The following is a 26265-nucleotide window of genomic DNA, read 5'->3' as shown; positions in this document are numbered from 1 at the left end:
AGCCGTCCTTTTAATTCGAATGATTTCAGTGATATTCTCCTGAAAACCTTATTCTATTCGGCTGCCTTTATAGCATCCAGTAATTCCTGGCTACCTTCTACCTTTTTAAATTCATCATAAACACCACTTGTTGCTTCAATAAAGGCCTCCTTATCTGAATCAGATAATTCGGTGATTTCGATTCCAGATTCTTCTAACGTTTTCATGTACGCCTCTTCATCCCCAGCCGATTGCTCCCATTGCCAATCGGTTACTTCTGCAGCAACTTCTTCAACGGCTTTCTGCAGGTCTTCAGGAAGTTCTTGATAGAATTTTTCACTGATTAATAACGGATAGGACATATAACCATGAGCACTTAATGTTAAGTAGTCTTGGACTTCATAGAATTTCTTACTTACGATATTACTTAGAGGGTTTTCTTGACCATCGACAGTCTTTGTTTGGAGGGCTGTATAAAGTTCTGCAAAGTCAATGGAAACTCCACCAGCACCCATGGCTTTAAATTGAGAAATTAACAGTGGGCTCTGTGAAACACCCATCTTTAGACCATCTATATCTTTTGGCGTTTGAATGGTATGCTTTGAGTTTGTTAAATGTTTAAAACCACCATCCCAATACCCGATTGCCCGAAGACCTTGCTTTTCCAAATGTTTGTTAAAGATGTCTCCTAACTCCCCGTTCACAGCGTTCTTTACATGATCACGATCCTTGAATAAGAACGGCAAGTCGAATACTTCAAATTGTTTAACAAAGGCAGGAAGTACTCCAGTGAATGGGGCGTTCATTTGAATGGCTCCTGATTGCATTTGCTCGGTGATTTCTCGGTCAGCCCCTAATTGAGAATCAGGGTAAACCTCCACTTTTATCTGTCCGTCGGTGCGCTCTTCTAATAATTCTTTAAACTTTTCAGCGGCTTTCCCTTTAGCAGTAGAAGCGCTTACAACATGTGCAAACTTAATGACATATTCATCTTTTTCTTTTTGGTTCCCGCTTCCCTCTGTTTTGGAAGTGCTTCCACAACCCGTTACAAGCATCATCAGTAAAAGAATACTTACCGGAAATATTCCCCATCTTCTTTTCATGTCCCTTTATCCTCCTTGGCAATTGTTTTTCCCTCTGTCCTCTATTTTGAATTTTCAACCAATTAAAGTCTTATGAGTTTGAGAAAAAAATTCTTAATTTTGGAGGAACATATGTAATTTGTTCTATCTAACCTTAAGAAACCGTATCCGAAATATCGGAAGATGACTGACCAGACACACGAAATTTATTTGGAGATATTCCTACTAAATTTCGAAAAGTTCGGTAAAATGTCGATAATGTTTCATAACCGACCTCGAAACAAATCGATACAATATCTTGATCTGTATGTAAAAGCAGTTCCTTTGCTCGATTGATTCTTATTTTTTGAAGATATTGTAACGGAGTTTCATTAAATTTACGTGTAAAAATATCGTTCATGTATCTGGTAGATATTCCAAAAAGGGAGGATAGGCTATCTGCCGTAATATTTTCAAAATAATGTCTTTTTATATATTCCTTCATTTGAATCGAACGAATATCATTGGCATCCTGAACATTTGTAAAATCTTGTTGGCGGAGTAATAGAATGATAATTTCAAGAAGATAAACAGGCATCGAGAGCTTTCCAAAAATATCATTATTTTTTTGTTCATAAAGCATTTTCCTAAATAACGGTCTAATTTCACTTGCTGTAATAAAGTCAAGCTCTAAATGCTTGGAATGCTGAATAAATGAAAGGAAATCATCTTGTAAGGTAATTTTCAATAAAGGTACAGAAAACGCTAATACGAGGACCGTCAATTTGGCTGTTGCCTTGATGGAGTGAACACATTTCGGATTGATGAGTACAACTTTGTCTTTAGAAAAATCATAAGGCTTTCCATCAAGAGTAATTTCTCCTTCCCCCTCTAGGGCATAAAGGATTTGAAAATGATCATGGAAATGTTCAGCTACAAACTTCCCTTTAACATGTTTACTTTCATAAAGATCGATACCTGCATCCGGGAAAACGAATTTTTTTAACAGTTTTTTATCCATGTTAATCCTTCCGCTCCTTGTAAAATTTTTGTCAAAACAGCATCTTAGAATCATTTGATAAGTTTTAATATTCGATAAATTACGTGGTTTCCCTTTTAAAAAATAATAGTAATTACTATCGATAAACTAATTACTAAATTTTAGTGACAAAATAAAGTTTCCGACCGTTTCTACCTTCTCAATAAAAAAACTCCTATTAAATGAATTAGGATAAACCCTCTAGTGATATTGAAATAAAGGAAAGAATAATTCGATAATTATAATTCAAATCTGGTAAAATGTGGTAAATTTTATAGTATGGAGGATGTGGGAACATGATTAGATACTCGATAACGGAGTTTATTAGCACGGAACAAAAGGATAAAGGACAAGGTTTTTTTGAATTGGAGAATCCGCGGATGTTGGCATCTTGGACGGACAAGTCAGGAAATGTGCAAAATAATCCACCTATCGCTGGCTAAGCTCAATGGTAGTTTATTTTTTTGGTTAAATGACAGAATTGCCACAATCAAGCTTGAAAATGCATATGCAAACATTAACGTTTGGAAAACTGTCATCAGCACCCCCCTTCTATCGGGATGCAATGATTACCCTTGAGATCCCTATTCTATTGCTCTTTCATTATATCGCAACGATCAGAACATATGATCTATTTTTCTTTTTGTTAAACGTTTTCGGCGAACAAGCTTTCCCACAACACCTGTATTTGCAAGAGTACTTAGTAAATATACTCGACAAATATCGTATAACCGTATGGTAAAACGGAAGCCACGATAAATCCTGTTACAATAGCAATAGCTCCAAAAATAATAAATTTCCTCCCTGAAATTTCTTTCCGCTTATATGCGATCAAGAGAACTTTCATCATATTATAAACTGTCATCATAATGATTAAAGCGGAAAAGACACTTGTTATTGTTATTAGTACCTCCATTGCAAACCTCCGACTACTTTTCTCCTTGCCTAATTTTACCGCTCATTTGAATTTATTCAAATAATATTTATTAAAACCATTATTCTTTAATTCCCAACAACCAATGATTTCTACTTACGAGACCACGTATTGAATGAAATTTTGCCAACACCGTTCGTGTGATAATCGCGTACAAGGAAATCGCTTCGCAATAGTCCAAATAGTACAGCTATGATGGGGATATAAATGGCCACGTGGATGGGGAAGACAGGATTTGTCTTGCTGGCAGCACCTTGCCCGCAACCTGCTTCCAGCCTACAGGTTTACCATGGCCCTAACTCTGCCGTCCAGCTTGTTATCTGTTTAAATACAATGAAAAGAAGCCTGTCCAACCGGACAGGCTTCTTCTTTTCATTATGAACGCTCACAGGCGAAATTGTCTTTATCCCTGTCATGCTTGGAGGCGTAAGCAGGGTGATCGGCTGGTACTCCGTCAGGATAAACTTTACGTAATTCTGTACAATTTTGATAGAATTCCTGGCTCGACCCGGAACTCGCTGCTGGCGCTGATGGAGCAGGATTTCCTGGCCCAGAGGGAGATGCCGATGCCGCGCTGGAGCCAGAAGCAGATGCCGATGTGGCGCTTGAGCCAGAATTGCTTGCGGATGCTGTGTCCAGGTCCCCCTTAGTGGTTCCCTCGGATCCAAAAGCCCACAAACCCGAATTAGATTCCCTTGCCTCCCGGGCAAATTTCACAAAGTAATCGCTGTATTTTACATCAGGGTTATACGTTGATGGCTCGGCATAACCGTTTAACACGAGGTCCGCATTAAACATTTTTGAGCGGATTTCGTTTTCGTCCAAATCGTTTGAAGGAATTGCTAACCACACGACGCGCAATAAACGATTATATCGGTCCGTATCGGATACGTCCTTTTGAATCCAAACCTGTTTGCCTTCCAGTTTTGATGCAGTATAGTTGCTTGCATCTTTGCCATAGTCTTCGTGCCTTGTGGTGGATTCCGGTGTATTGACGCCGATCAACCTGATTTTTCGGCCGTCAGATGTTTCAAATGTATCTCCGTCAACCACTCTTCCTACTGTTACAAGCTCCAGACCAAGAGTCGTTGCTAATTCCTCTTGTCTCGATTGTTCTTCCTGTTTCTTTTCCTCAGCAAGCCTTTCTTGTTCTGCTTTTTCAGCCTGCTCTCTTTCCTCAGCTTCTGCCTTTTCTTTTGCCTTTTCTTTTGCCTTCTTCTCAGCCTCGGCTTTTTCTTTATCGGCTTTTTCCTGTTCCTTCTCTTTTTTCTTTTCTGAATCAGATACCTTTGGTTCTACTGCCTCTTTGGCAGAATCAGCAGGTTCTAATGTTGTGATGCCAAGGATGAGCGTCAGTATTACTCCTAGAACCATGACCCATCTGGATTTGCTAAACCTGCTTTTTCCGGATCGGTACCTTCCGGATAGATACAAACCGGCGATAAAAATAAGAAAGCCTATGACTGCGACCGGTGCTGCTATCACCAAGCTAAGTAATATAAGCAACACAAAAGCGATGAAAATCCACTTGATAATCTTCATTTCCCTTTCCTCTTCCCCCAGTAAATAACTTTTTATTTTTATTATAACTCTATAAAATTAAAAAGTTGGTCAATTTAAGAAAATTTATTTTTGTATAATTGTGCTAGTAATCTGATATTACTAGCCTGTATTTTTTATAGAGTTTACATAATTATCTTATCGTAACTTGAAATATCAAGAGGTCTGAATTGGTGCAAACGAATGTCCAAGGAAAAGCACACAAAAAACCGGCCTGTGAAAATTAGCCGGTTCAACCTAGTTAACGGTTTTTAAATTCATTTGTCAGGTCACGGTCTACAACTGATTTTTTTGCTAAACCTGTACATGTCTCTTCATCTCCCCATCACCAATGATTTCTTCTTAACAAGAACACGTATTGAATGAAAATTTGCCAAAACCGTCCCTGTGATAATCGTTAAAGTCCCTATTCCTGTGTACCAGGAAATTGCTTCGTGATAGACTATATGGCCCAATAGTACAGCTATGATTGGAGATATAAATAGCCAGGTGGACGGAAAGACCGGATTCATCCTGGCTACTAGCCAATAGAACAGACTGTGTCCTATCATGGAGCCAAATACAATTAAATACAACAGTGATCCGAGTGACATGAAGTTAAGATTTAAGGCAAAATGACCACGTTCCATTACAAATGATAAAACGATCAGCAATCCCCCACCCATCATCATTTGGGCAGCATTCAGCGCAATCGGATGGGTATTTTGAAACTTGTTTACCACGTGTTTCGAATAAATCGCCCCCGCAGCGTAAAAAACTTCACCAATGATGATCACCAGACAGCCAGCGACCCACATCGAGGTCGTACCAAGCGAAATACTGGGCAAAATCAGAAACGAAACTCCAATCACACCGATTAAGCAGCCAACAAACGCTACCCGATTCCCTTTTTGTTTTAAAATCAAATACTGAATGACGAGGATCATCATCGGGCCAGTTGCGGACAAAACCGCGGCTACTCCAGAAGATACATATTGCTCAGCCCAATACAAGGTCGCAAACGTTCCAAAGGTCAGACCCAGACCTGTTAAAAATAACTCCTTCTGAAACAGCAGCCCGATAGAAGTCTTCCTTCTCCAGGACATGAACACAAAAAGCAATAATCCTGCAATAAAGAACCGCATCCCCGCTGATAAAAACGGGGGCAATCCCGAATCGACCCCTATTTTGATTGCTAAAAAGGTTGTTCCAAAAATCAAGCACATGAACAGATAATTAATAATGACCATCCTGACTCCTCCTTTTCTATAATGATAAAAGGAAGTGAGTAGAACAGTTTAACGGGAATAGACCAGTTCGCACCAGTCTGTGATAAAATGGAGGCATATTTAGGGGGAATGAAAATGGCGAAGGTCAATCCAGGGGAAGATTTTCTTTTTCAACAGGTGTACGATTATGTGCTGAACCGGATCGAGCGCAAGGAGTGGAAGGAACATCACAAGCTTCCCTCCGTCAGGCATCTGGCAGCTGAACTTGACATCAACCGTTTGACGGTATTGAAGGCATATAAGCTGCTGAAACAGCATAACAAAATTTATGTAAAGGATAAGGTCGGCTATTATGTTCAACCGCAGGAACTTGTATTTGAAATCTTCGATCATCCAATCCTGGCTGCCAACGTGTCAAAAAATTCATTATCTGAAATCCACCAGGCTCAAGTTGACTTTAACTTTTCACAGGCACTGATCGATCCGAATTTGCTTCCGAATCATTATTTCTCTGATTACGTGAAAAGGGTGTTTGACCTGTATCCAAAGGTCCTTGCAACATACTCCACTGTACAGGGTGATAAGGAACTGCGCGAGGATCTTTCCCATTATTTTACGAAGCAATATAAGGCCGTGCTTTCGCCAGACAATCTGTTAATCCTGTCCGGTTCCCAGCAAGGGATCCATCTTGTTGCCGAAACGTTCATCAGGCCAAGGGATACCGTATTATTAGAACGGCCGAGCTACAGTGCAGCCATTGACATTTTCAAGGCAAAGGGTGCACGGATCCAAACCATTGACATCACCCCTGAGGGATATGATCTTGTTCAGGTTGAACAGTATATGAAGCTTTATCGGCCAAGATTGTTTTATCTGAATCCCACCTTCCATAACCCGACTGGTTATTCGGTGCCAACCGTACAGCGAAAACAGCTCATCCAGCTGGCCGAACAGTATCGGTGCCTGTTGGTTGAGGACGATGCCTATCATGACATTTACTTTGACGAAAAGCCACCCGCTCCAATTTACACCTATGATACGTCCGGTACTGTTATTTATATCCGCAGCTTTTGCAAGTACATTTCGCCCGGCTTAAGGGTCGCAGCGATCATTGCCCAGCCAGGCATTATGAAATCACTCCTGTCTGCCAAGGCTTTAACGGATAATGGCTCTCCCCTTCTTAACCAAAAGATTTTTCTTCATTATTTTTCATCACCAAGGCTGCAGCAGCATTTAGACAAATTGCGGATCGCGCTACAAATCCGGAAGGAAATCATGGAGGAAGCCTTGTCAGAAACAAATTGGGAGTGGCACAGCCCGGATGGAGGCTTGAATCTTTGGGTAAAACTCCCGGACAGCTTATCGACAAACGGGCTATTGGCTAAAGCAATCGAACAATCCATCTCCTTTGTCCCAGGGCAGATTTGTGACCCATTAAAAGAACCTTCCCCATGGATTCGCTTGAGTTACGCATATGTAAATGAAAAGCAGCTGCAGGAAGGGTTAAGGAAGCTGATTCTTGTTATTGAAAAATGAAAGGAGAATATCGATGAATTTTAATCTGGATGAAGCGATTGAGGTATTGGAACGCACTCCGCAAACACTGGAGCATTTTTTATCCGGTTTATCTTCCGGATGGCTTAGCTGCAGCGAAGGCGATGGGACATGGAACGCCACCGAAGTGATTGACCACCTCATTGAAGGAGAAAAGACCAATTGGATTCCCCGTTTGGAATGGATTCTTCAGGAAGGTGAAAACAAACCCTTTCCCCCATTCGACCGGTTTGCGCATTTGAACCAGTCTGAAGGGACGATTGAACAAAAACTTATAGCGTTTAAGACCATCCGGGCAGAAAACATTGCGAAGTTAAAGAGTCAAATAGAACCGAAAGCACATTTAGAATTGACTGGAGTTCACCCTGAACTAGGCACCGTAAAGATAAGAGAATTAGTTTCAACCTGGGCTGTCCATGATCTAACCCATATTTCACAAATCGTCAGGGTGATGGCTGAGAGATACCGGGCTGATGTTGGGCCGTGGAGTCAGTATCTTGGCGTTTTGAAACAAAATAAATAACCCTCCAAAAGGCGATTTTGCCTGTTGCTTCTTGTTTTCTTTAAAATAAAAATCCGGTAATAATAAATGCAGCTATACACATATATTAAAAAAGACCGCTGGTGCTGGTAACACCGATCGGTCAGTGCAATCGCCAGTTCCCTTCAAGGGAGACAGCATATAGGTTTTAGTTAATCCACCATCGCCGTGAAGCTCAAGGGGGGATTATTATTTTGGTTAAATGACAGAATAGCCCAAAATCAAACTTGTAAATGCACATACCGACTGGATTCCTGTCAACGCACCACCCCCTTTCAATTGTCTCCCCCTGTTACATCCTTGTATATTCATAGATAAATAAACTTAAAAGAGTGATACCGTTGACTTCTTCTAATCAACCATTCAATAATGCGAGAATCGTTTATTCAACTGCAGTAGCTATAGTTATTTTTTTGGGCCTGGTCTCCAGAAACCTGACTTTACCACACTTTATTGCTGAGAACGCTGGTGATGCATTATGGGCCATGATGGTTTATTTCGTATTCCGTTGTCTTCTTGTAAGCAAGGGTCTGTTAACAGCAAGCTGGCTAAGCCTTTTATTCAGCTTTGCCATCGAAATCAGCCAGCTTTACCAGGCTGACTGGATAAATCAGATCAGGGGCACTGTACTTGGAGCATTGATCCTGGGGCATGGATTCCTGTTCGTCGATCTCATTCGTTACACAGTGGGTATTTTAACTGCCTCTGTAATAGACCTGGTGATACATAAGATTATTGCAAACGTTGGCAACGCGCGAATAACACACTAAAAGAACTACCTGCGAGGAGGACATATCTTTATACAATAAAAGCACATATCTTTATACAATAAAAGCACCACTTTGAATAAGGCACTCCACCGAAAAGGTGAAGTGCCTTAATTGCATTTATATCATCAAAATTTCCCGAATATCCTCTTCAGTCAATGTTGCTGATGTTTTTTCGTCAGGCTCGATAATGTGTGTGATGAGTACTTTCTTTTTATCCTGGAGTTCGTTTATCTTTTCTTCAATTGTGCCGCGGGCAACGAGTTTGATTACCTGAACGGTATTTTTCTGGCCCATGCGGTGGGCCCGGTCAGCCGCCTGCTGTTCGACTGCAGGATTCCACCAAAGGTCATAAAGTATGACTGTATCTGCTCCTGTCAGGTTCAGCCCTGTACCCCCTGCTTTCAGTGAAATCAGGAATAAGTCACGCTCTCCATCATTGAATCGATTGCAGATTTCCACCCGCTCCTCTGAAGGAGTTTGTCCATCAAGATAGAAATACGATTGCCCCTGCATTGTCAGCTCCCTGCCGATCAAATCAAGCATCTTCGTGAATTGAGAGAAAATCAGCACTCTTCTTCCGGAAAGCCTGGCTTCCTTCACTATTTGCAGCAGCTGCTCGAATTTTGCAGAACTTCCTTTGTAGCCGTCTACAAACAGGGCCGGATGGCAGCAAATTTGCCGCAACCGCGTCAATCCCGCTAAAATCCTGATACGGTTTTTCCGGATTGAATCCTTGTCGAGGTGCTTCAATGTATCATGCCGCAGCTTTGCCAAATAGGCTGCGTACAGCTTCTTTTGTTCTGGAAGGAGTTCTGCTGATTCAAGCAGTTCGATTTTTTCAGGCAGCTCGCCAAGGACATCCTCTTTTACCCGGCGCAACAAAAAGGGGCGGACCCTCCGGGCGATAGTTTTCCTTGGAAGATGGCTGAATTCCCTCAATCCCTGGAAAAGCTGCGGGAAGACAACATGATAGATCGACCAAAGCTCTTCAAGCGAATTTTCCACCGGTGTTCCTGTAAGGCCAAACAGATGGTCTGCCTTTATTTTTTTAACAGCACGGGCTGTTTGGGACACTGGGTTTTTAAATGCCTGTGCTTCATCAAAGAAAACGGTATGGAACTTTTGGGTTTCATACCAGCAGATATCGCGGCGAAGCAATGGATATGACGTAATGATGACATCCAAATCTTTGATATCTTTTTGCAGCGCCTGCCGGTCCGACTGGTTTCCGTCGATGACAATCGTCTGCAGCTCTGGCGCAAATTTCATGATTTCACGCAGCCAGTTATACGTCAGGGATGACGGGCACACAATAAGCACCGGAAGCCCCCTGTCGCGAATGGCTGAAAGTTCGGATACAATAAACGCAATGCTTTGAACGGTTTTTCCAAGGCCCATGTCATCGGCCAGCACCCCGCCGAATCCGTAGCCGGCAAGGGTCTTCATCCATTTAAAACCGCGTTTTTGGTAGTCTCTTAAAATATTGGCCAAACTTTGTGGCACCTCGAAATGTATGCCACCCGGGTTGTGTATATGATCAAGAAACTGGCGGAATGATTCCTCGATTGTGAAAACATCGCTGTCCTCAGCAAAATCAAAGTGTTTGAAGCTTTCAATGATAGGCATGTTCAGGGTGGCTTCAAAATCATCATCCTGAACCGGCGCGGCCAATATAAAACGGCGGATTTCTTCCATTTCCTTCGTTTCAAGGGACAATAGCGACCCATTACGAAGGCGGTAATATTTGCGCTTTTCCTCAAGTGCCGCTAAAATCGCGCGGATCTCCGTGTCACCGATACCATCCATCTCAAATTTGAATTCCAGCCAGTTTGTCCGTTCCTTTTGGACCTTTACCCGAATTTTGGGATGCGCGTTCTCTGTTACAATGCGAATCCGGACAGCCGTTGTAGCATAAACCTGGACGAGCTGCTGTAGCTTGGGCAGGACATGATACAAGAATTCATATTCCAGTGCTTCATTTTGCATCGAGTAGCCGCCCTCTGTTTTGGAAAACCCGCTGTCCTCCATGAGCTGAAGGATTTCCTCTTCCTTTTCCAGATCCCTTATAACCATTGGACCTGCCGGAGTATCCCGGCTTTCCAAGGGCTGAATCACGACATTTTCATATTGAAATTCCAGCCCTGCAAGAAGCCGGTTTTTCAGGCGGTCCAGGTAAAGCCTTGCAACAAGCGGTTTTCTCATCAGCCCTTGGGATAGCTTTTGAGACAGCTTAACCTCGCCCATCCTTTTCAGGCCTGGCACAATTTTTTTTAGAAAAAAATCAATTTGTTCATTTGGAATCGGAATATGGTTTGTATCCGGCGCCTCCAGCATTTGCTTCAGCTCGGATAATCGATCGCAGTCCTGAGCTTCCAGCCGAAAGACTTTGCCATCGCACAGCACTGAACTATAAGAATCCATCACGGTCATCCGGTCAAAGCCCTTAATCATTAACCGGTAATTTTCGCCTTCTGTTTCTTCTAGTATAAACTGTGTCGGTGGAGGCCCAACCACGATTCGCAGGCGCTCATAATAATGGCCATCATGCTCAAAGGTAACCGCTGGGGCTTTCGTCAGCGAAGGTACGAGCCCCACCCAGGCTGAAGGTGGAATAAGTAAGGTTTGATTACTGCCTGTAAAGCCTGAAAGGTCAGGTGAAGCTTCCAAAAACGCCTGTTCATCACGGGCTACCCGGATAAGGTGATGAAGAACCGCGTCTGATTCGTTAATAAAGCAGTGAAGGCCGGGGTCATATGTAAATGTAGGCGATAATGTGCTAGACCGCCCGTGTGTTACGTCCTGTAGAAAGCCGCGAATATTTTGCAGCCTCGTATTCCCAACCACTGCGTCGATTCCAAATAAGTACTGGCCATTCCCGACCGACACCGGTTTACAGGTGAACGTGACATCAATGACGTCCCTTTTTTCAAAATGAAGCTGATGTCCGCTTTTGCGGGTTGGCCTGTCATCGAACAGTGTGATAAAGCCATCGGTCAGCTGTCCATATTTGGTTTGCCCTTGCGTGCTGAACGGAATAATTTCTTGCCGCTGGTTTTCATATATGGCTATTAAAACGGCTGCGACGTGCTGGCAATCCTTTTGGAAATTAGCCAGCGTGGGGCAGCTGCATTTTGTCTGAATGCCGCCTGCCGTACCTTTTTCGATTTTGACCTGAAAATCCTCCGTTCCATGAACGGTCGCTGCAACAAAATCAGGGCTAAACTGGCGGAATGTTATTTTTTTCGCCCGATAAAAAGAGTCCCCTCTTTTAAAGGAGACGGTTCCGCACATTTCCTTTATGATCTTGTGATTTACTTTTATATCCATGTGCGCCCGCTCCTTCCTCTATTTTTAAGGTATGTATTTTCCTTATTTTATCATAGTTTTGGATTATTTAATCCGAGCGACAGGTTTGTGAAACAATAGTATAGAATATATAAACAACATAACATATGACTGGGGGAAATTTTCATTAGCACTGTTATTATTAATTTACTTATAGATGTCGCTGGTGAAATCATAGGCTATTTTATCCCTAAGCTAGCACCCGCAACAAAGTTCGAAAGGCATCTCACAAGATTAAAGGAAGAGCCATGGTTTGCCGAATTGGAAAAGGATTATCGATATGAATACATTATCTATCAAAATAAAAAGGTAATGCGATACTTAAGAAATGAAAATAATATCAAGATGATCACCAGTATGGACTTTGAAAAAGAGAAATTCATCATGCTGGTCAAAGAAGAGCATGAGAGGTTTACGGGGTTGCGCTAAAACGGTACGTCAACTTGATATAAATGCAAGTCTGCTTTACATTCCGATTTTTTTACTCCACTGCTGATCTTGCTCAATTAACGACAGAGCTGCTTACTCGACCTTGTGAGAAGAACGTTCCATAGTTTTGTCCATTAGAGCAGTTCTAATCGACCTTAAGTGATAAATGTTCGTTTGTTTTGTCTATTAGAGCGCTCCTAATCGACCTTTAAGCATAAATGTTGATTCATTTTTGTCCATTAGAGCCGTCCTAATTGACCTTAAGCGATAAATGTTCGTTCTTTTTGTCCATTAGAGCCGTCCTAATCCTCAACATGTAGAATATTTCTAACATGTACATGACAAACTGAAGCGTATATAAAGAATAAGACTGTACGTACTCCCATATCGTTGCAATAAAAAAGAGCTGACTCAATGTCCTACAATTGATGAGTCAGCTCTTTTTTATTTTTATGCAGTTTTTAGCTTTTGGAAAGGGTCCTCATAATGCCATTATGTCCCCTATTGAATTTGTCTACTTTTGGCACTTCTTTATACCACCAGAGGGCTTTTTCCGGATGGTTGATCAGTTCTTCAGCTTCACTTTGATCTTCCACAACAGGCGCAGATCCGCGGAGGGACCTTCCAGCTGTTTCCTTTACAAACAGCGTCACAATCAGGAGGCCGAACGCACACATGGCCATTAAATAATACGCTGGCACCATTTTGTTATCCGTTACGCCAACAAGCCAAGCCACAATAAGCGGTGTGGTTCCGCCAAACAGCGAGGTAGCCGTATTGTACGTAATTGCGAGTGCACCATAACGTACGTGTGTAAAAAATAATGATGGCAGAGTGGCCGGAAGGGAACCTTGAAGAGCAGACAGCAGAGCGCCAAGGATTAGCAGGCCGAAAAATGCCCCATAGATGTTTCCAGAACGAACCAGCATAAATGCCGGTATGCTAAGGACGATTGCACCGACCAATGCCCCTTTCAATATCCTGTTTCTTCCTAGTCGGTCACTCCAATAACCCATCGCCATAACTAACGGGATCATCATAATCATAACGAGTACAATCAGAAGCAGTCCCTTTTGCTCACCATATCCAAGCTCTTCAGATAAGTATGATGGCATGTATGTCAGTACAGTGTAGCTCATTACATTATAAAAAATGACGATAGCTGTACAAATCAACAATGCTTTCCAATGTTCAGCAAAAATCTCCCTTAAAGATGTGCGGTGATTACCTTCATCGATTGCTTCGTTCATTGCTTCGAAGGCTGGGGTTTCCCCTAAGTGGTTCCGGAAGTAGAAGCCAATGATACCAAGGGGTGCTGCGATGAAGAATGGTATTCTCCAGCCCCATTCGACCATTGTTTCTGTTCCTAAAATATAAGTCAGCAATGTCACCAATCCGGCTCCGGCAATGAAACCGACAAGAGTCCCAACCTCCAAACCGCTTGCCATAAATGTCCGTTTTTTATCAGGAGTCGTTTCTGCTATATAAGTCATCGCTCCTGCATATTCACCGCCAGTTGAAAAGCCCTGCACCAGCCTCGCGACAAGCAGCAAAATCTGTGCAGCTATACCTATGGTTGCAAAGCTTGGTATGAGACCAATGCTCAAGGTGGCGGCAGCCATCAGAATCATCGTTAAAGCCAGTACTTTCTGGCGGCCAATCCGGTCCCCCATCATTCCAAAGAACATGCCGCCAATTGGACGTGCAATGAATGCCACCGCAAAAGTGGCAAAAGCATAAATCAATTGAAACGAAGGATCGATTTCAGGGAAAAACACCTTTCCCATTGTAACAGCCAAAAATGAATAAATTCCAAAATCAAACCACTCCATCGCATTGCCAATGGACGTGCCAATCATCGATTTTCTCGCAAAACTCGAATCAACTACCGTAATATTTTCTTCCGTTATGCTTTTTAATGAATTACTCACATCATTCCTCCTCCATTTTTATTATTAGATATTATTCCACGAAAGGTTTTTTCCCTTTATTGTGCTGATAAAACATGATAATAATTGTAAATGCAGGAGTAGAGTTTATTCATACAATGGAAATATGCATCCAGCGGGCGCGTTTTATCATGTTAGTAACCGATATTGCATACACAAAAAGGACGGCTTCACAGCCGTCCCTTGTCGTTAAATATCACCTAATAACTCGGAAAATGCGCATCATGAATGTTCCCTGGCTCTTGTCTTTCAGGAATTTCAGCCAGGGCGGCCTCCAGCACTTTCCTCTGTGTTTGTTTGTCATGAGGCTTTCCTAACGAATGCCCGAATTCGAACCCTACTGGGTGAATGGCCCGTGGAGGCCTCATCAGGCTGGATTGCTCCACATCAAGCGTGATTAAAGTGGTCGGTATTCCCTGTGATTCGATTCCACGCTGCACTGTAACTACAGTGCGATGACATAGCGGTCAGCCGGCTGTTAAGAGGACAGCATCCGCTTTTGACCTAACCACTTCTTTTACAAGCGCTGGAATTGTTTCTTTATTGATTTTATTCAACCGCATGGAATAGCCCATCATCGTAAGATGCTTTTCAGCTACCCCGCCGAGATCTCCGTCATCGACCATTTCTCTTAACCGGTCGATTGGGAATACGCAGTTTATATCCTCTTTCGGATAATCTGTATTGTAATGATCTTTTGGCGCTGCATGGGTGACGGTCAAGTCCTTTGAGTCCACATCCCCAGGAATGACACGGAAGGTTGCATCTCCTTCTGCCGGATCAGTGTTATATGGTTCCTGATCCTTCATGTGTACCCCGGAGGTTGAAACGATCATGATTGTCATCTCATGCAGCGGTTTCGTGCTGGGTGTATATGGGATTGCTTTTCTCGAGAGTTCCATACACAGCCTCCTTATTTTCTTCTTAATAAATATTCCTGCTTAGAGTTTACGTAAAACATCAAACAGCTCTTCATTATCTGGCTGCCTGTCAATAGGATGGACATCAATCCACTGGAGGATCCCTTCTTTATCAATGATAAAGAGCGCGCGTTCTGAAGCTCCGTATGCTACCTCATCCTTATTTTTGCGGAGGACGCCGTATTTTTCCGAGACTTCCCCATGAGGATAAAAATCGGAACAGAGCGGATAGGAAATGCCGCCAATAGATCTTGCCCATGCATCATGGCTATGGACGCTGTCGACTGAAATACCCAGGACCTGGGTATCAAAATCTTCAAAACGAGGAAGGTCATCCTCGTATGAAGGCATTTGCGCGCCTCAGACCGGAGTCCAATCTAATGGGTAAAAACAAATGAACACATTTTTGTCGCCCCGGTAATCACTCAAAGTAACTACACGGTCGCCATGCGCTAACAAAGTAAAATCTGGTGCCTTATCACCTACTTTTAAGGTGCTTGTTTCAGTAGCTCCTTGTGGCATGTTAACTCTCCTTTCTTGTCTTTCTTCTATACTCAACAATTTTTATTATCGGCTACTGCCTTCAGCTTTAACCTCTAAAATTTGTAAAAATTTCAAACTATAGGTGCTCTCTGAACAAAAAAAGATCCCGGTTCAAGAACCAAGATCCTTCTGCTTGCTTATCCGAATTTGCTCAAAAGGAAAAGACGCTCTTTAATTCAATGATCAAAACATCAAAAATAGAGACCTTCACTTCGTTTTCTTTCGTGTACGTATCAGGAAGGCCAAATCTTCGGTCATATTGGAGAATAAAGACATTAACAATTTTTGTCCTTATTCTATTTGTCGATGCTGCCTTCCCATCTTGATATTTCTTCCCGAACGATTGGTGCTACTTTTTTCCCAAGAAGTTCTATCGCTTTCATTACGTCATCATGCGGCATCGTACCAACCGGCACGTGCAGCATAAATCGTGTGACACCGACGTTCTTTCGAAGATGGATAATTTTTTCCGCAACCTTCTTTGGATCGCCAACGTACAATGCTCCTTCAAAGCTGCGGGCGGCATCGAAACTGTTGCGGTCATATGCGCCCCATCCTCGCTCCCGCCCTAATTTGTTCATTACTTGCTGGGTAGGCGGGAAGAATTTTTCTAATGCTGTTTCGGTATCCTCCGCAATGAAACCATGCGAGTGAGATGCAACCGCCAATTTGGAGACATCATGTCCGGCGTGGGCGGCTGCCCTTTTATAGAGCCTGACAAGTGGTTCAAAATGGAGCGGGCTGCCGCCAATGATGGCCAGAACCAACGGGAGTCCAAGCAGGCCTGCGCGCGCAACGGATTCGGAATTGCCGCCGCTGCCAATCCATACAGGCAAAGGATTCTGAACAGGTCGCGGATACACACCTAGATTTTGAATCGCGGGACGATGCCCCCCTCTCCAGATGACTTTCTCGGTCTCCCTTAGTTTTAACAAAAGCTCAAGCTTCTCTTCGAACAGTTCGTTGTAGTCCTTTAAATCATAGCCAAACAGCGGAAAAGATTCGATAAAAGACCCCCTGCCCGCCATGATTTCGGCTCGTCCATTTGAGATTGCATCAAGTGTGGCAAAATCCTGGAACACCCGCACTGGGTCGGCTGAAGAAAGGACCGTAACTGCACTTGTCAACCGTATCCGGTTTGTCTGTGATGCAGCCGCAGCCAAAATGACCGCAGGAGCAGATGCCGCATAATCTTCCCGGTGGTGTTCCCCCACACCGAATACATCCAACCCTACCTGGTCAGCAAGGACAATTTCCTCGACCACTTCCCGGATCCGTTGGGCATGGCTAATGACCTCACCGGTTTTAACATCAGGCGTTGTCTCTACGAAAGTGCTTACACCTATCTCCACTATATCGTCCCCCATTCTGGCATTGCTGAAGCAAACCATTTGATATATCATTTTTAAAGAATACCATCTTATGCCATTATGTGCCCAGTGAAAGCAACTTAATAATCTCATTGATATTAGATGAGTTACCCTCTTAGTTCATCGCAAAAAAATCATTCAGCACTTGCATTTATCGAACTGATGTTCTATTATGTAATTATCACGGTATTTCTTTTTTGAAGTCGGATGAATTATCCGGCTTTTTTTTTTGCTCTGATTTGTTACCAATGATTTCGTTTCGTCCAGTTTATCTGCCTATTTGCTGTACGAAATACTATTTGGCTGTCCATACGGAATGATTCCCCCTTTTATCTGGAGTTAACTTCGTCCAGTGACGCAATTTAGTTTCCGGCACCCAGAGTTGAACAACAGCATCAAAGTATTTGAAATAGATCACCCAGCTACACAGGAATTTACAAAGAACAGGCTGGAAAAAGTGTATTTAACAATCCCGGATAGCCTGCATTTGGTTTCTATGACTTCACCAAAAAGCTTACAGTTGATCATTTAATTGATGAAGGCTTGGATCACAAAAAGGCATTCTATAGCCTTTTAGGCGTTTCTTTTTATTTGACTCCAGAGTGTATATATCATAATTTAGCGGCTAGAAAAGGGAGAACTCTGGCGTTCTCTCGAAGGAGAATGATGCTAATAACCCCCTTGCAGCATGGAAAATCAATGGATGTTTACAACATGCTTAAAGGGGGCTTTTTAACATTATCTATATAATGATTTATCATCCATTGGAAGTGTATTATGGGGCTTCAGTGGCGTAGGCTGCAGCTTAGGCTGCGGAGCGGTAGGCTGCGGGCTGTTTTCATATTTATATTGCCCGTGCCCATCAAGGCTTTCACCGTTTGCCCATCTTCCAGTGCTGCTTGCCTCACCCTGGGAGAAGTTGTACAAGGTGAAGGCGACATCCAGCCGTTCCTGTTCACGCTGGAATGTGCTTGGAACAAGGAGGCCTTTTTTTCTTCCAGTTTAGCTATAGCCGCTGCCCATTGGTTCTGATGGTAAAAATCACGGGCGATTAATACTGAAAGCAAATCCTTGACGCCGAGGTTCTCTGTCATTTCATATATTCTTACTGCCTGAAGTCGGCCTTGTGATTCGGCATTCAGATTGGCGCGAAAGTCAGCCAGAACATTGCCGCTTGAAATGGTTGTTGATTCAATAGGGAAAGTTATCTTCGCCATATTCCGTCCTTGAAAGTATTAGAAATTGAAACATAATAACCGTTTCTTATTATCCAGATTAGGGAATAGAAAATGTAAAATGAGAGGATGGAGGATTTAGCTAAATGAAAATACTGTTGATTATCGCTTTGATTGTAGTTGCATATCTTGCATATAAGAGATTTGCCAGGAGCAGATGAAAAAATAAAGGGGCTCATTAGAGTCCCTTTTTGCTGTAAATATAGTAACGACTAGTCAGAGCTAGATACCACCGCATTTCGAATTTATTCAGGAAGATTTTTGATACTTGTTCTGTAGCCATTAGCACATCTTTTAGTTTAAAGGTTAATAGAAATCCGGCCCAGGATCCCCAACAATCCTCACAACCGTATCAGCCGCATCCTTATTTCCATCCCTAACTGTATAATTCATCGGCGGTCCATCTGGTACAAGTCCGAAATGTGGCAGCCGCAGATCCAGTAGCTGCTTCAATTTCTTGTCTGCCCAAACCTTCGTTTTCTAGATTGGTCCCCTTATGACATCGTCCAGGGTCTTTTGCAGTGCTGTTTGGATTTAGGCAGGATTAAGGACATTCTTTACTTGTTTTCAAAAAATATGTATGAAGTTCAAGCTTGGTTCTTCACAGTAAGCAATAATTCCATCAGTAAGCTTCTTAAAATTTCAATCTGTATCCATCTCTTGCTTGCCCTTGAGTCGAGACTCGTATATACCCAACAACGGCCAACTTTTCACCCTTCCGTTACATAAACTGTAATTTTCGTAATGTTTTTAACGATTAGCGAGTATTTTACGACGGTCTCTAATAAAATACAACCCATTTTTTATTTACCCTGTGCATACAAGGAATCTCTTTGTATAACATACTGTTCATCGCCACGGGCTTTGTCATTCTCGTTAGTTTGTTAGCTATACCTTGTAATATATAACCCTGCCATGTAAAATGTCATATCGCCCAATTCTCATTACAATCACGCAATCCAAATCATTTAAACAAAACTCCATGAGGGTACAACCTTCATGAGTTCTGAATTTCAAGCTGGTCTCATTCATGTTGTTTTATACTTAAATTTTTCACCAAAAATAAAAGCACCTGTTGCCTAAAAGGCAATCAAGTGCTTTATTGTTTACTTTTCTTCAAATTCCTTCATTCTCTCTATTAAATGTAAATCTAGCTGTTCTTTGTTTTGGCTTATATATTTATATTCAAAATAATTAATTCTAGCTGTTGGACCAAATTCACTTTCATACCAATTTGTATAATCAAAATGTACATTTAATTTTCCTGTATCATTTAATAATAATGTCACTGAAAACCAAGGTTCTTGGTCGTTATCAATAAAAACTTTTTGGAGTTCAACAGTTAGTTGAAATAATTTATGTAGTTCTTTATTGTAAGCCCGCTTATCGACACTATATAATTTTGGAATATAATGTGAAAAAACGTGTTGCTCCTCACCTTTGGGCGTAAAAAAGAAGAATACTCCTCCTTCTCCCTCCTTAACTTCACCATTAAAACAGAAATTATCCCATTCAGTTGGAATCATATCATTAACCTGTTGTGCAATTTCTTTATATAACTTGTTTAATTCTATTTCAAAACTCATCAATATCAGCCTCCTGATTTATTTGCAATCTCACGAATCACTGGGAATTGGCCTTCAATTTCATATTCGACCATAAAGGAATAGGGTCGCATTGAATTATTAGAATAGATTGGTTCAATGCTAACAGAGACTTTCTTGGGCGGTTTCTCTTTTAATGCATTGGCCCACTCAGTCTCCATTTCGTACCAAACTCCACCCCTCCTATTAATTTGACTATTTTGTGGTACAAGATTATCAATATCAGGAGGACCATTAAATTGTGCTCCTATTAAATGTCCGCCATCATCATCTGGTAATCTGTCTTTTCCCCCTACATTTGCCTGAGCATATTTCTTTCTATCAGCCTTTTTCAATACAAGTTCGGGAGCATCTACATTTACAATACGTCCAAGTTCATCGGTAGTATATTTGTAGTTATCATTGGTTACATACTTAGTATTTGGGAGTAGTTGTTTCTTACCATTTTCACCTTTTATTATGTGCTTTCCGAAGTCAATTTCTTTAACTTCGTTGACTATATTACCTTTACCCGTACCCTTAATTTCTACGTCCGGATCAATTCCCTTATTATCCGGCCTCGGATCCCGAACAATCCGCACAACCGTATCAGCAGCATCCTTAATTCCCTCCCTGACTGTGTAACTCATTGGAGGTCCTTCTGGTACAAGTCCGAAATGTGGCAGCCGCATATCCAGCACCTGCTTTAATTTCTTGTCTGCCCAAACCTTCGTTTTCGAGATTGGTCCCCTTATGACATCGTCGAGGGTATTTTGCAGTGCTGTTTGGATTTTGGCAGGATTAAGGACATTCTTTACTTGTTTTAAGGTTTTGGAGTTTCTGACCGAAACTGCCGCTTGCTGGAGGGTCTTCTTAACCAAATCGCTGCGCACAAATTGTAATGCTGTGTCTCTTGCCCGTTGCAATGATGTGAAAACGTTCTGTTTGATGAAGTCTTTCAGTTTATCAGTCTTGAACACATTGTAAGGGAACGGTGATGACGGTGCTGTCTGTGGCAGCTTTGATGCATTTGGGAGGCTGTTGGTACCTTTAATTATGGAACCAGCCTTACCCAATGTACCTGCCTTGCCGATTTTATCGAGGCCCTTCAGACCAAAGATCGAGACGAAACCGTACGAAAAGAATTTGGCGGTGCTTCGGACATCGCCATTTAAGACGTCACGTTCCCATGCGGCCTCAACGGAATCCCATATGTATTTTCCGGTATCGATCGGATTCATTATGATGTTTCCAATTCCCTTGAGGAAGCCGATTGGATCAGTGAACAATGCTTTAAGCGTCTCAAAAAGGCCGACCAGCATGTCAACCACGGCCTGGATGATCCCTTCAATCACCCCAATTATAGCATCGGCGACCTTTTCATACCAACGCTTATCCTCAGTAATCTGAGTGTACACAGGCTGTTCACTGGAAAGCAGTTGTGGGTTGCTGCTGCCAATCGTGAGCGGATTTAACTGCCCATTTTGAAAAACTGTGTCAATATAATTAATTTGCTGCGTTAAAGTCCGGATAGAGTCTTCAATGGTATCAAGTGCGCTCGTTTGATGGTGATCAAATTCAAGCAGCTCGTCCACTGTCTGGGATTTATTTTTCTTGGCGGCGTCAACCCCCCTTAAAAAGGGAGCATCCTGGAGTCGTGGGAGGCCGACAATGTCCTGAACCTTCAGCATCGTAGCATTTGTGTCATTCGTCAAGATGATGGTGGTTACCCGTGCTTGGTTTAACGCGGCATCCAGTTCATTTTCCAAAAAACTCTGGCGAATAAAACCAGATCTTTGTGGTTCCACTGAATAGAGCGCATTTTTCATAGTCTTTAAGAGCGATTGATAATCTGTAAGAAAGGTCTGATAGGAAGACAAAAACGGTGAATGCTGGTTTTGATAAAAAGAAAGTATTGCCTGCCCTCCCTGCCCTTTCAACGATTCCTGCAGTGAAACGACCTTTTCAACACCAGCCTTGATCTGCTTGATTTGATCCGTATGAGATGAGAGCTTGTCGAGAATGTTATCGATTCCGGAATGTAACGCGTCAACATCAAGAACTTTCATAGCCAGTTATGAGTCCTCCTCCCATCTTGCAATTGTGGAAGCAATACGCCGGTCCGTGTCGCGCATCATTTCGACTGATTTCCTTACTGCTTCGTCATTTTTTAATAACAGGGCCTGGTAGGCTTCCATGGCTGACTGCAGTTTGCCATTCAGATCGTTCAGCCTGTCAACAACATCGAGCTGGTTCTGGCCTCCAATAGAGCTGGGGAATGTTGTTTCCAAAGAACTTACGGCTGCTTTTAATTCCGCTAATGCCTGTTCCACGTCTGTATAACGAATCTTTATTTCTGTTGCCAGTGCCACCACTTCCTTTCCATCTTGATTTTTTACTTGTCTTCGCGGGCCCGTCTTCGTTCTTCCGCTTCGAGTGAAGCAATCATTTGTTTAATATGTTCAATGTCTTGCACGATGTCTTCAACCTTGTTGGATAAAATTCGAAAAACTTTATTAAATTGATTTCCAGTGATGTCTTGATATTCTGTAAGAATGTATTCATCACGAATCATGTCAAAACTTCTGGCTAAATCTCCTTCCCATGTGTCTGAAGACAACTCAGGGGCCGTACACAAATGGCGGTGATGGACGAAATCCTGTTGATGTTGTGAGAGCTCGCCTTCACACCTGATTAGGTGCCGCAGATCCTCCTGCTTTTTGCTCAATTTCGCATAAAGATAAGATAGAGACACGTTTACCAGCACCTCCCTGCCAGGAAAAAGTAATAATTTGTAGATTTATAGATTTGCAAACGACAATAATATCCTAAATTACCAATAATATACCTATTTACACCTACATATTTTATCCTTTTTGTACTAGGAGTATAAATAGGTCAATTGCATTAATTTTCATAATTCTGGTAGTAACATTTATACTATCGAACTATTCAATGAACAATGTTGATGTAGCTTTATTTTCAAGCGAAACTATTGTCTTGCAGATTACATAAAAAAAAGAGACCGCGGATACAGAAGTTAGAGTAGTCTGACTCTGTATCGTTGGTCTCTCCATTATTTTGTGTACATTTAATAGATGTTCACTATTTATAATCGACGGTTTCTCATTCTCATTTTTGCTAATTATCCTCTGCCACCCCTATATGTACAGATCACTGAACTTAGTGTATTATTTTGCACCGTACTTTTTCATATCTTCCTCATATTTTTTTCGCCTATCTTCATTAGAAAACAGCATCGATTGGTTGATGCCATTCTTCACTGCCCACTTAATGACATAGTACAAAACGATAAGTAAAATTATAGCTGTTCCAAAACTTAACCCGGCATTAGCCATCGTCCCTTAGTTCCTCCTCAATATCATCTTTCCTTCATTCTATCATTTATTTCCCATTATTACCCTGTTTTTTGACAATATGTTTTTGGTTGAGGGCTTGCATCAAAAAGCGGCATCATACATGGAGGGCATCTGCTTAATTTGCCCGGATTAAAATAATAATTTTCATTCATCCGGGGGAGCAAGATTGTCTCCATTCATTTATACTAGCTATTGGAAATACATTGTTTCGTTTTCAAAACTGGGAACACAGGAGGAATAATATAGTAGTGTCTTACGTTTATCTGGCAATTGCCATTGTTGCAGAACTGATCGGTACATCGTTGCTCAAAGCGTCTGAAGGATTTACGAAACTTTTACCCACTGCGGGGGTGATCTTGTTTTTTATCTGTGCTTTTTTCTTCATGTCACTTTCTCTCAAGACCATCCCGCTAAATATTGCGTACGCCATTTGGTCAGGGCTGGGAACAGTGGCTACTGTCATCATATCCATCCTGATTTGGAAGGAAAAAGTAACGGTGGGCAGCATAATCGGGATCTCACTTATTGTCATTGGTGTCGTTGTATTGAATATGTTTGGCCCAGGGCAAAGTGAAGCATCAGACAACAGTGAATATCAAGTGAACCAACCCTAAAAAAACAGCGTCATGCTGGAATTTCCGGCCGACGCTGTTGAAATTCGGTATTGGTTCCCACCTTCCCAATCCGAAATGCACAATATGCCGTTTACTGCGTCTCTTTGTCGATTAGATGTTCAATGTTGTCCCTGTATGTATCTATATATAATTTTCCATTCCCGGCGAGGACAGCATAAACGACCTCGCTCATATGGCTATTCCTCTTTTGTAATAAAGAATCTAGCCAATCAGTGTCCAGATTATTTTTAGCTAAATTATTATATGAGTTCACCATCCATTATCAATTCTATAGGAAGTATTCCCATCGATTTAGAAGTGAGTGATAAATCCTCTCTATTTACATTTCTATACTGAGGTTTTTTTAGTACAGATAGTTTCCCATTGATTTAGACCATTGCAAATTGCACTTCATCAAATTAAAAACATCCTTCTCCCTTAACTGTTGGTTTAGGTAATCCAAGATATAGCGCAATTTTCTCATATTTCGTTCCAGTATTTTTCCATTTTCAATAATCAGCGTAGGATCCCCTGCGAAAAATTTTCTCGCTTTTCTGCTCTTCAATGAGAGCACTGCTAATAAAAAAATAACTGCAACGAACCAGACGAAGGAAAACACGATATGGTGCGTTTTTAGAGCCGAGTTAAATGAGAGGTTGGCTATAATGGAGCCCATAGTAACAGATGCGATGAAATCAAAAATAGTCATCTGTGTCATGGTCTGTTTTCCTAATATGTGTGCTGCCATAAATAACAAGCTGAATGCCAAGATCGTCCGTAGCATAACCTCGAAAAGCTCTGTCATCAGGTATCAGTTCCCCTATCATATGAAAAATAAAACTTTCATAAGTATATCCATTAACAATATTCTTTTATCATATCAGCCGGCAGGAAGCGGTCATGTTGGATGAATAATTTTGGGAGAAAGGACATAGTTTAATTATATTGAGATCAAACGAGATAAAGGCTGAGATAACATATGGAGGAAATCAATCATTTTTTAAGCCATATAAAAAACAACTATGTGCTGATTGCGGCTGCTGCGGTTTTATTTTTCCTGGCGAAAGCCATTACGGGCTATATCACGTATCGGCACTACGACAAAAGATTTAAAAAAATTGATAAAAAGCTGGATGAATTACTCCGGAGATAGTTCATAGATAGTTGTTTTGCCCACTATACATAGGACTACTTTCCAGTTCCAATCCTGATGCATAAGATATGAGGAGAAATAAAATTCACTGTCCAATTTCCAAACCACCTTTATTAGGGTGGTTTTGTTGTCTTGATAATACAAATTTCGAGGAACATAGCTGGGCTTCACGTTCTTGTGAACAATGGACGAGGCCAACGTTTCCCAAACGCAAATGCAATTTTTTTAACTGTCTTCTACACATTCACCACACACTTAAGTCATGCTCCCACAATCCGAGCCTTCCTTTTGCAGGAATAAATTTGTCAAGAAGCTTTCTATCGCTTACTTCCCATGCGTAGCTGCCGACATCAAAGTCCCCCAGCATATAATCCTTCCCTGATACGATGCGCCCATTTTCCAGAACAGCCCACGACCGGTTGTCTTCTGTTACTTTTAGACAATTTTCAAGCTGGCATACACCAATAATCACACCCGTTGGAAGGGTATCAGTCGTGTATCCAAGCTTACTGATCAAATGCTGTATTACCTCATAGCTGCAAACATCCTTATCCACTTTCTTGCTTGTGTGGATTGCGAGCGGCCCCTGGTAGCTCGTTTTCCATGTCCTTGTTTCATATTGTGCTTCCCCATGGATAAACAGACTTGCCCACGGCTGGATCATTGACAACACTTTCATATATATTCCTCCAAACTGGATACATTTCGCTAACCGATGTCTGCTACCAAAACCGGTCCGTATTCTTTCAATTTTTTGCATGTTTTCCACATCACTCATAGCGTGTAATATTTATTATCTAAAAAAGCTATCTTTATAAGTGGAAATAATATAGTACATCTACCCAAAGTTTTACCTACAATGAAGTATGGACGAAAGTTGTTCTCATAAAACGTATATTGAATGCTATAATACTTTAAAAAAGGAGGTGTAAATATTGGACAAAGAATTAATAGAAACTCTTAGGACTGTAATGAATGAGGAGTTAAGCGGACTGCATACCGAAATTGAAGGTATTAATCTCAGAATCGGTGGACTTGAAGACAGATTTGATGGACTGGAAGGCAAAATCGATGGACTTGAAAACAGATTTGATGGAC

The 26265-nt window shown here is 41.7% G+C and carries 25 protein-coding genes and 2 pseudogenes; 7 read left to right on the top strand and 20 right to left on the bottom strand.

Annotation, left to right across the window (positions count from 1 at the left end):
- Window positions 1–53: 53 nt before the first annotated feature.
- The 3 genes from CVD19_RS20830 to CVD19_RS20820 form a co-directional block, all read right to left on the bottom strand.
- Window positions 54–1082 (bottom strand): TRAP transporter substrate-binding protein, encoded by a 1029-nt coding sequence (locus CVD19_RS20830; protein WP_101585111.1) that lies wholly within the window; start codon window positions 1080–1082, stop codon window positions 54–56.
- 133 nt (window positions 1083–1215) lie between these two features.
- Window positions 1216–2061, bottom strand: a complete 846-nt coding sequence (locus tag CVD19_RS20825) for an AraC family transcriptional regulator (protein ID WP_101585110.1) — start codon at window positions 2059–2061, stop codon at window positions 1216–1218.
- A gap of 718 nt (window positions 2062–2779) precedes the next feature.
- Window positions 2780–2995 carry a hypothetical protein gene (locus CVD19_RS20820; RefSeq protein WP_101585109.1) on the bottom strand — a complete coding sequence of 72 codons (216 nt, stop codon included), beginning with the start codon at window positions 2993–2995 and terminating at the stop codon, window positions 2780–2782.
- A 225-nt stretch (window positions 2996–3220) separates the two neighbouring features.
- Between CVD19_RS20820 and CVD19_RS25020 the strand changes: the two genes are divergently transcribed.
- Window positions 3221–3394 (top strand): hypothetical protein, encoded by a 174-nt coding sequence (locus CVD19_RS25020; protein WP_180953729.1) that lies wholly within the window; start codon window positions 3221–3223, stop codon window positions 3392–3394.
- On the opposite strand, the gene CVD19_RS20815 is transcribed toward CVD19_RS25020, so the two are convergent.
- Together CVD19_RS20815 and CVD19_RS20810 are read right to left on the bottom strand one after the other, a co-directional pair.
- Complete coding sequence (locus CVD19_RS20815; RefSeq protein ID WP_101585108.1) at window positions 3389–4555, bottom strand: thermonuclease family protein; 1167 nt, start codon at window positions 4553–4555, stop codon at window positions 3389–3391. The genes CVD19_RS25020 and CVD19_RS20815 overlap by 6 nt on opposite strands.
- 332 nt (window positions 4556–4887) lie before the next feature.
- Window positions 4888–5802, bottom strand: a complete 915-nt coding sequence (locus CVD19_RS20810) for a DMT family transporter (RefSeq protein ID WP_101585107.1) — start codon at window positions 5800–5802, stop codon at window positions 4888–4890.
- Between the two features lie 114 nt (window positions 5803–5916).
- Between CVD19_RS20810 and CVD19_RS20805 the strand changes: the two genes are divergently transcribed.
- From CVD19_RS20805 to CVD19_RS20795, 3 genes are all read left to right on the top strand, one after another.
- Window positions 5917–7317, top strand: a complete 1401-nt coding sequence (locus CVD19_RS20805) for an aminotransferase-like domain-containing protein (RefSeq protein ID WP_101585106.1) — start codon at window positions 5917–5919, stop codon at window positions 7315–7317.
- Window positions 7318–7330: 13 nt separating this feature from the next.
- Window positions 7331–7858 (top strand): DinB family protein, encoded by a 528-nt coding sequence (locus CVD19_RS20800; RefSeq protein ID WP_101585105.1) that lies wholly within the window; start codon window positions 7331–7333, stop codon window positions 7856–7858.
- A gap of 350 nt (window positions 7859–8208) precedes the next feature.
- Window positions 8209–8646, top strand: a complete 438-nt coding sequence (locus CVD19_RS20795; RefSeq protein ID WP_101585104.1) for a ribosomal maturation YjgA family protein — start codon at window positions 8209–8211, stop codon at window positions 8644–8646.
- 117 nt (window positions 8647–8763) lie between these two features.
- Here CVD19_RS20795 and CVD19_RS20790 read toward each other — a convergent pair whose 3' ends face one another.
- The 6 genes from CVD19_RS20790 to CVD19_RS20760 form a co-directional block, all read right to left on the bottom strand.
- Window positions 8764–11973, bottom strand: a complete 3210-nt coding sequence (locus CVD19_RS20790) for a DEAD/DEAH box helicase (RefSeq protein WP_101585103.1) — start codon at window positions 11971–11973, stop codon at window positions 8764–8766.
- Between the two features lie 908 nt (window positions 11974–12881).
- A complete protein-coding gene (locus CVD19_RS20785; RefSeq protein ID WP_374702913.1) occupies window positions 12882–14351 on the bottom strand; it encodes an MFS transporter in 1470 nt (489 codons plus the stop codon).
- A 218-nt stretch (window positions 14352–14569) separates the two neighbouring features.
- Window positions 14570–14809, bottom strand: a complete 240-nt coding sequence (locus tag CVD19_RS20780) for a hypothetical protein (RefSeq protein WP_101585102.1) — start codon at window positions 14807–14809, stop codon at window positions 14570–14572.
- A 27-nt stretch (window positions 14810–14836) separates the two neighbouring features.
- Entirely contained in the window at window positions 14837–15271 is a 435-nt protein-coding gene (locus CVD19_RS20775) for a glycine/sarcosine/betaine reductase selenoprotein B family protein (RefSeq protein ID WP_101585101.1), read from the bottom strand.
- A 39-nt stretch (window positions 15272–15310) separates the two neighbouring features.
- Window positions 15311–15811 (bottom strand): redoxin domain-containing protein, encoded by a 501-nt coding sequence (locus tag CVD19_RS20770; protein WP_257985222.1) that lies wholly within the window; start codon window positions 15809–15811, stop codon window positions 15311–15313.
- A 317-nt stretch (window positions 15812–16128) separates the two neighbouring features.
- Entirely contained in the window at window positions 16129–17184 is a 1056-nt protein-coding gene (locus CVD19_RS20760) for an LLM class flavin-dependent oxidoreductase (protein ID WP_101585098.1), read from the bottom strand.
- Window positions 17185–17554: 370 nt separating this feature from the next.
- On the opposite strand from CVD19_RS20760, the gene CVD19_RS25615 reads away from it, so the two are divergent.
- A complete protein-coding gene (locus tag CVD19_RS25615) occupies window positions 17555–17734 on the top strand; it encodes a class I SAM-dependent methyltransferase (RefSeq protein WP_257985221.1) in 180 nt (59 codons plus the stop codon).
- A 206-nt stretch (window positions 17735–17940) separates the two neighbouring features.
- On the opposite strand, the pseudogene CVD19_RS20750 reads toward CVD19_RS25615, so the two are convergent.
- From CVD19_RS20750 to CVD19_RS25010, 7 genes and pseudogenes are all read right to left on the bottom strand, one after another.
- Window positions 17941–18383 (bottom strand): annotated as a pseudogene (locus tag CVD19_RS20750) (manganese catalase family protein); the annotation flags it as partial.
- A gap of 360 nt (window positions 18384–18743) precedes the next feature.
- Complete coding sequence (locus CVD19_RS25015; protein ID WP_180953728.1) at window positions 18744–18890, bottom strand: hypothetical protein; 147 nt, start codon at window positions 18888–18890, stop codon at window positions 18744–18746.
- A gap of 653 nt (window positions 18891–19543) precedes the next feature.
- Window positions 19544–20023, bottom strand: a complete 480-nt coding sequence (locus CVD19_RS20745) for an immunity protein YezG family protein (protein WP_101585149.1) — start codon at window positions 20021–20023, stop codon at window positions 19544–19546.
- Between the two features lie 5 nt (window positions 20024–20028).
- Entirely contained in the window at window positions 20029–22089 is a 2061-nt protein-coding gene (locus CVD19_RS20740) for a T7SS effector LXG polymorphic toxin (RefSeq protein WP_101585097.1), read from the bottom strand.
- 6 nt (window positions 22090–22095) lie between these two features.
- Window positions 22096–22392: a YwqI/YxiC family protein gene (locus tag CVD19_RS20735; protein WP_257985220.1), complete on the bottom strand. Its 297-nt coding sequence runs from the start codon at window positions 22390–22392 to the stop codon at window positions 22096–22098.
- A 23-nt stretch (window positions 22393–22415) separates the two neighbouring features.
- Window positions 22416–22775, bottom strand: a complete 360-nt coding sequence (locus CVD19_RS20730; protein WP_101585096.1) for a DUF5082 domain-containing protein — start codon at window positions 22773–22775, stop codon at window positions 22416–22418.
- 436 nt (window positions 22776–23211) lie between these two features.
- On the bottom strand, window positions 23212–23379 hold the full coding sequence (locus CVD19_RS25010) for a DUF6019 family protein (protein ID WP_180953727.1): 168 nt from the start codon (window positions 23377–23379) through the stop codon (window positions 23212–23214).
- A gap of 269 nt (window positions 23380–23648) precedes the next feature.
- Here CVD19_RS25010 and CVD19_RS20725 point away from each other — a divergent pair, with 269 nt between their 5' ends.
- Entirely contained in the window at window positions 23649–24014 is a 366-nt protein-coding gene (locus CVD19_RS20725; protein WP_101585095.1) for a DMT family transporter, read from the top strand.
- Between the two features lie 91 nt (window positions 24015–24105).
- On the opposite strand, the pseudogene CVD19_RS20720 reads toward CVD19_RS20725, so the two are convergent.
- Window positions 24106–24819: pseudogene (locus CVD19_RS20720) on the bottom strand (DUF421 domain-containing protein).
- Between the two features lie 174 nt (window positions 24820–24993).
- Here CVD19_RS20720 and CVD19_RS25005 point away from each other — a divergent pair.
- Window positions 24994–25167, top strand: a complete 174-nt coding sequence (locus CVD19_RS25005; protein ID WP_180953726.1) for a hypothetical protein — start codon at window positions 24994–24996, stop codon at window positions 25165–25167.
- A gap of 244 nt (window positions 25168–25411) precedes the next feature.
- Here CVD19_RS25005 and CVD19_RS20715 read toward each other — a convergent pair whose 3' ends face one another.
- On the bottom strand, window positions 25412–25846 hold the full coding sequence (locus CVD19_RS20715) for an ASCH domain-containing protein (protein WP_101585094.1): 435 nt from the start codon (window positions 25844–25846) through the stop codon (window positions 25412–25414).
- Window positions 25847–26265 lie beyond the last annotated feature (419 nt).

It is taken from the genome of Bacillus sp. T33-2 (genome assembly GCF_002860205.1).
Lineage (GTDB): Bacteria > Bacillota > Bacilli > Bacillales > Cytobacillaceae > T33-2.
The sequence above is the reverse complement of the archived record's forward strand: the minus strand, read 5'-3'. Positions and strand labels throughout refer to the sequence as shown.

Excerpts from the sequence above, each read along its gene's own strand:
- CVD19_RS25005 (WP_180953726.1), top strand. The coding sequence starts at position 24,994 with ATGGAGGAAATCAATCATTTTTTAAGCCATATAAAAAACAACTATGTG.
- CVD19_RS20790 (WP_101585103.1), bottom strand. The coding sequence starts at position 11,973 with ATGGATATAAAAGTAAATCACAAGATCATAAAGGAAATGTGCGGAACC.
- CVD19_RS20715 (WP_101585094.1), bottom strand. The coding sequence starts at position 25,846 with ATGAAAGTGTTGTCAATGATCCAGCCGTGGGCAAGTCTGTTTATCCAT.
- CVD19_RS20805 (WP_101585106.1), top strand. The coding sequence starts at position 5,917 with ATGGCGAAGGTCAATCCAGGGGAAGATTTTCTTTTTCAACAGGTGTAC.
- CVD19_RS20825 (WP_101585110.1), bottom strand. The coding sequence starts at position 2,061 with ATGGATAAAAAACTGTTAAAAAAATTCGTTTTCCCGGATGCAGGTATC.
- CVD19_RS20800 (WP_101585105.1), top strand. The coding sequence starts at position 7,331 with ATGAATTTTAATCTGGATGAAGCGATTGAGGTATTGGAACGCACTCCG.
- CVD19_RS20745 (WP_101585149.1), bottom strand. The coding sequence starts at position 20,023 with ATGAGTTTTGAAATAGAATTAAACAAGTTATATAAAGAAATTGCACAA.
- CVD19_RS20820 (WP_101585109.1), bottom strand. The coding sequence starts at position 2,995 with ATGGAGGTACTAATAACAATAACAAGTGTCTTTTCCGCTTTAATCATT.
- CVD19_RS20815 (WP_101585108.1), bottom strand. The coding sequence starts at position 4,555 with ATGAAGATTATCAAGTGGATTTTCATCGCTTTTGTGTTGCTTATATTA.
- CVD19_RS25010 (WP_180953727.1), bottom strand. The coding sequence starts at position 23,379 with ATGGCTAATGCCGGGTTAAGTTTTGGAACAGCTATAATTTTACTTATC.
- CVD19_RS20775 (WP_101585101.1), bottom strand. The coding sequence starts at position 15,271 with ATGGAACTCTCGAGAAAAGCAATCCCATATACACCCAGCACGAAACCG.
- CVD19_RS20830 (WP_101585111.1), bottom strand. The coding sequence starts at position 1,082 with ATGAAAAGAAGATGGGGAATATTTCCGGTAAGTATTCTTTTACTGATG.
- CVD19_RS20740 (WP_101585097.1), bottom strand. The coding sequence starts at position 22,089 with ATGAAAGTTCTTGATGTTGACGCGTTACATTCCGGAATCGATAACATT.
- CVD19_RS20810 (WP_101585107.1), bottom strand. The coding sequence starts at position 5,802 with ATGGTCATTATTAATTATCTGTTCATGTGCTTGATTTTTGGAACAACC.
- CVD19_RS25020 (WP_180953729.1), top strand. The coding sequence starts at position 3,221 with ATGGCCACGTGGATGGGGAAGACAGGATTTGTCTTGCTGGCAGCACCT.